The sequence below is a fragment of the Acidovorax sp. HMWF029 genome (assembly GCF_003060895.1).
In the GTDB taxonomy this organism is placed as follows: Bacteria; Pseudomonadota; Gammaproteobacteria; order Burkholderiales; family Burkholderiaceae_C; genus Acidovorax.
On the sequence record NZ_QAIH01000013.1, the window covers coordinates 1 to 4175 of the forward strand.

Below are 4175 nucleotides of genomic sequence, written 5' to 3' on the forward strand. Positions count from 1 at the left end.
GTGCTGGCGCGGAGCCCGGCGGTGCTGCGATGGGGGGGCTGGCCGGAGGGGTGTTCTCGCTGCCGCCGCCGCAGGCGGCCAGAGCAGCGGTCGACGCGAACAGCGCCGTCAGCAACGGTGCTCGGCCCCGCTCTGCCGGTACAGCCTGCGTGGCGATGGCGGATTCGCGCTCTGCGTTCTCTGCAACCTGGTTGGTCAGAGGTTCCTCGTATGTATTTTTCATGGTGATCGTGGTGAAACGCGTGCCGTTCAAGTGGCGCAACCGCCACTTAATCACAGGGCAGATCGTGGGCGGCAACACAAGTGTTACCAAGAGAAACAGCTACTTGGGAGCAAGCGTGGCTTCCCGGTCAGAAATGATGGGCAATTGCAACACTTTGTGGCCTGCAGGCGCCAGGCAGCATGTATGTGTGAGCCCCTGTCAGCCAAGGCTGGGTGCGGTGTTGCTCCCCTCCCATCGGCCTCGTCCTTCAAACCCGTAGGCCTGGGCCCACGCGTGCAAATGGGCATGGACTACGGGCTGCTGACTGATTCGTTTCTACAGTGAGTCCATCGCCGAACGCATTGTTTCCACGCGCTCCGGGTGGATGGCCAGGGCGAGGTTTTTGAAGGATGCAGCCATGAATGAAGACACCATCAAGGGCAACTGGAAGCAGTTCAAGGGCAAGCTGATCGCGCAGTGGGGCAAGCTCACCAACGACGATCTGGATGTCATCGACGGCAAACGCGAGCAGTTCCTGGGCAAGCTGCAGGAACGCCAGGGCCTGGCTCGCGAAGCGGCCGAAAAGCAGCTCAAGGACTGGCAGGAGCGACATCCTGAATTCCGCTTCAACGATTGATAGCGCCACCGGGTTGCGGGGCAAGAACTCCGCGCCCTGCCGAGGCCCATCGCAGATGGCCCTCACAAATATCCATCAGCCTGCATTTACAACATATTGAGGAGAAACCCATGACATTCAAACTCAGACGCACCCTGATCGCTGCCTGCGCGGCTGGTCTTCTTGCCACGACCGCTTTCGCCATGACCCCCACAGAGCACAAGGCCGCCAAAGACAGTATCTCGGCGGACTACAAGATGAACAAGCAAAAATGCAATGCCCTCAAGGCCAACGCCAAGGACATCTGTGCAAAAGAAGCCAAGGGCACACAGGACGTGGCCAAGGCTGAACTCGAAGCCCAGTACAAGCCCAGCGCCAAGGCCAGCCAGAAGGCCGCCGAAGCCCATGCCGACGCTGCCTACGCCGTTGCCAAAGAAAAGTGTGACGACCTGACTGGCAATGCCAAGGACGTCTGCGTGAAGGACGCCAAGGCGGATCATGTGAAGGCCAAGGAAAACGCCAAGGTGACGGCTGCCCAAGCCAAACCTGCCGACAGCGTGGCTGAAAAGGCCGCCAATGTGGCTGAGGCCCGCAAGGATGCCGCAGCCGAGAAGAACGAGGCCAACTACAAGGCAGCCAAGGAGCGCTGTGACGCAATGAGCGGCGATGTGAAGTCCAAGTGTGTGGACGACGCCAAGCGCATGCATGGCCAGACCTGATCGGGGGCGGGGCGCTGGACGCCTGGCCTGATCCCTTGCTGGCATGTCAGGACCCTGCCCGCTGCGCGGTGCAGGGTCCTGCCGCGTCAGGCGGAGGGTTGGGGCAAGAGGCCCAGGTTGCCCGAGCCGCCACATGGCGCCATGCCCTGACCTGCATCAACACGGGGCCGGGTCGGGGCTTCTAAGCTCGCACCTTCGTTTGACCTGTCCGCCCAAGGAGTTCTATGGCCCACCTCGAATGGTCTGATGCGCTGAGCCTCGACTTACCCCTGATGGACGACACCCACCGGGAGTTTGTCGATTTGTTGGCGGCAGTGGAGCAGGCCGACGACACGCAATTGCTGCTGGCATGGCAGGCGCTGGTGGCGCACACCGACCAGCATTTCGGCCAGGAAGACACCTGGATGACGTCCACCCGCTTTGCCTCGGGAAATTGCCACAGCATGCAGCACCGCGTTGTGCTGCAGGTGATGCGCGAAGGTGCCGCACGGGCCGCGCAGGGCGACCTGAAGGTGCTGCGCGTGATGGCGAGCGAGCTGGCTCTGTGGTTCCCCCAGCATGCGCAGAGCATGGATGCGGCCCTGGCCTTGCACCTGCGCCGGGTGGGCTTTGACCCCGCCACCGGCGTGGTGCATGCACCGCAGGCGCTGCCCGGTGACTTGATCCATGGCTGCGGTGGCGCGACCTGTGGGGACGCAGGCAAGGAGCCTGTGGCAGGCGGCGCCTACGGCACAGAAAACTACAACCAGCAGACCGCCGTGGCCTGAAGTTCGGAAGGCCAGCCCCTCGCGGGGCGCAGCCCCTTGCACTGCCGGGCCCCGCCCCCAAGACCCGCTGGTTTGGGCTGGGTTGGATGGCGCTGCGCGCACAGCGCCGCCGCAAGCGTGCTTCTACCCGTGCGCAGGCGCCACATGTATGGCATGCTGCCTTCTCCAAACCAAAGGCAAGTGTGGGCGGCATGGCCGCTGTGCTCCATGGCCGCAATATCTTCCCTCGAAGCCCCGGTCGATGACACCGAGCGCCTGCAGGCCTTGCAGCGCTACGGGATTCTCGATACCCCCATGGAGCCCGCCTACGACGAGCTTGCCGACATCGCGGGCCATGTGTGCGAGGCGCCCGTGGCCCTTGTGAGTTTTGTGGACCGCGACCGCCAGTGGTTCAAGTCAGCGCAAGGGCTGCCCGATCGGGAAACACCGCTCGACCAGTCCGTGTGCCGCTATGCCATCCGGCAGTCGGATGTGTTCATCGTGTCCGACCTGGCCCAGGACGTGCGGTTCGCGAACTACGGCATCGTCACCCAAGTAAATCCGCTGCGCTTTTATGCGGGTGTGCCCCTGGTCACACCAGATGGCTACGCCCTGGGCACCCTGTGCGTGCTGGACCATCGGCCGCGCCAGCTGTCGCAGCGCGCGCAGGATCTGCTTGGCGCCCTGGCGCGCCAGGTGGTTCGGCTGCTGGAGCTCAAGCGCGCGAATGACCGCCAGGGCCAGATGCTGGCCGATCTGGACGCCGCCCGCCAGCAGATGGCCGTGCTGGCCCACACCGATGTGTTGACCGGGCTGGCCAACCGCCGCGCGTTCACCGAACGCCTGCGGCAGGAGCAGGCCCTGCAGCAGCGGGGCAATGAACCGGCCTGCCTGTTGATGATGGACCTGGACCACTTCAAGCGCATCAACGATGTGCATGGCCACCATGTGGGAGACCAGGCGCTGCAGCGGTTTGCAGACCTGTGCCGCAGTGTGTTCCGTGCCTCCGATGTGGTGGGGCGCTGGGGGGGCGAGGAGTTTCTGGCCCTGCTGCCGTCCACAGGGGTGGAGCAGGCCCAGGCTGTGGCGCAGCGTGTGCATGCTGCGCTGACCCAGCAGCCTCTGCCTGGCATCGACCCCCCGCACCAGCTGTCGGTCAGCATGGGGCTGACGTTGTTTGACCCGCTGCGTCCGCTCGATGTCACCCTGCGCCTTCTTGATTCCGCGCTGTACACCGCCAAGCAGGGGGGCCGCAGCCGCACGGTATTGGTGTGATGAGCGCGTTGCTCACTTATTGATAGCTAATTGCGATTGTGGGACGGGCGGAGAGCACTTGTTTTGTCCAGTATTTTTTGAATTCTCAGGGTGTGCATAGGCCCGGCATGCCTCGGCGGGCATGCCAAGCTCCTTCAAGCAGGCTCAGTGCCTGGGGCTGCGAGGCAGCAACAGTGCTGCCATGCGCCACGACAGATCACGCAGCGCCCGGCGCAAGGCGGGCGATGCCGCAGGCGCACCGGCCGTGCCCGGCGCATCGTGGGGGCAGAAGGCTGCCTCCAGCACCTGCTGCTTGGCGCTGACCAGGGCAAGCCGGTCCTGGGCGCGCAGCGCCGCCATCAGCTGGTCGCGGTGGCGCTGAACCCGCGCTGCTTCGGCTGCCGTCAGCGCCGGGGTGTGGGGCGCAGCGCCCGCCAGGTTCTGGGCCAGGTGCAGTGCCCAGGAGCGAGGGGCTGACGGGGTGCTCGGCTGCGGGCCCATGGTGCCGGGTGTCATGCAGCCTCCGTGCGTGGGGTGCCAGGGCGGGCCTGTGCGGTGGGTGTGGGTGGCACGGGCGGTGTGGAAGGTGGCTTGGGGGGCAGGGGCCGGCCCGGCGTGCCGCCAGCCTGCGACAGCCC

Annotated in this window: 5 protein-coding genes and 1 pseudogene; 4 read left to right on the forward strand and 2 right to left on the reverse strand. The window is 65.0% G+C overall.

The window, feature by feature from the left end:
• Nucleotides 1–223 (reverse strand): annotated as a pseudogene (locus tag DBR12_RS01105) (DUF1800 domain-containing protein); the annotation flags it as partial.
• A gap of 397 nt (nucleotides 224–620) precedes the next feature.
• On the opposite strand from DBR12_RS01105, the gene DBR12_RS01110 reads away from it, so the two are divergent.
• From DBR12_RS01110 to DBR12_RS01125, 4 genes are all read left to right on the forward strand, one after another.
• Entirely contained in the window at nucleotides 621–839 is a 219-nt protein-coding gene (locus DBR12_RS01110; protein ID WP_108615571.1) for a CsbD family protein, read from the forward strand.
• 110 nt (nucleotides 840–949) lie between these two features.
• Nucleotides 950–1537: a hypothetical protein gene (locus DBR12_RS01115; protein ID WP_108615572.1), complete on the forward strand. Its 588-nt coding sequence runs from the start codon at nucleotides 950–952 to the stop codon at nucleotides 1535–1537.
• Nucleotides 1538–1761: 224 nt separating this feature from the next.
• Nucleotides 1762–2304: a hemerythrin domain-containing protein gene (locus tag DBR12_RS01120; protein WP_108615573.1), complete on the forward strand. Its 543-nt coding sequence runs from the start codon at nucleotides 1762–1764 to the stop codon at nucleotides 2302–2304.
• A gap of 207 nt (nucleotides 2305–2511) precedes the next feature.
• The gene (locus DBR12_RS01125) at nucleotides 2512–3558 is read left to right on the forward strand and encodes a GGDEF domain-containing protein (RefSeq protein WP_108615574.1); all 1047 of its coding nucleotides are present in this window, start codon (nucleotides 2512–2514) and stop codon (nucleotides 3556–3558) included.
• Nucleotides 3559–3702: 144 nt separating this feature from the next.
• Here DBR12_RS01125 and DBR12_RS22435 read toward each other — a convergent pair.
• Nucleotides 3703–4175, reverse strand: a 473-nt coding sequence (locus tag DBR12_RS22435; protein WP_233244236.1) for a hypothetical protein, incomplete at its 5' end; no start/stop codon positions are given.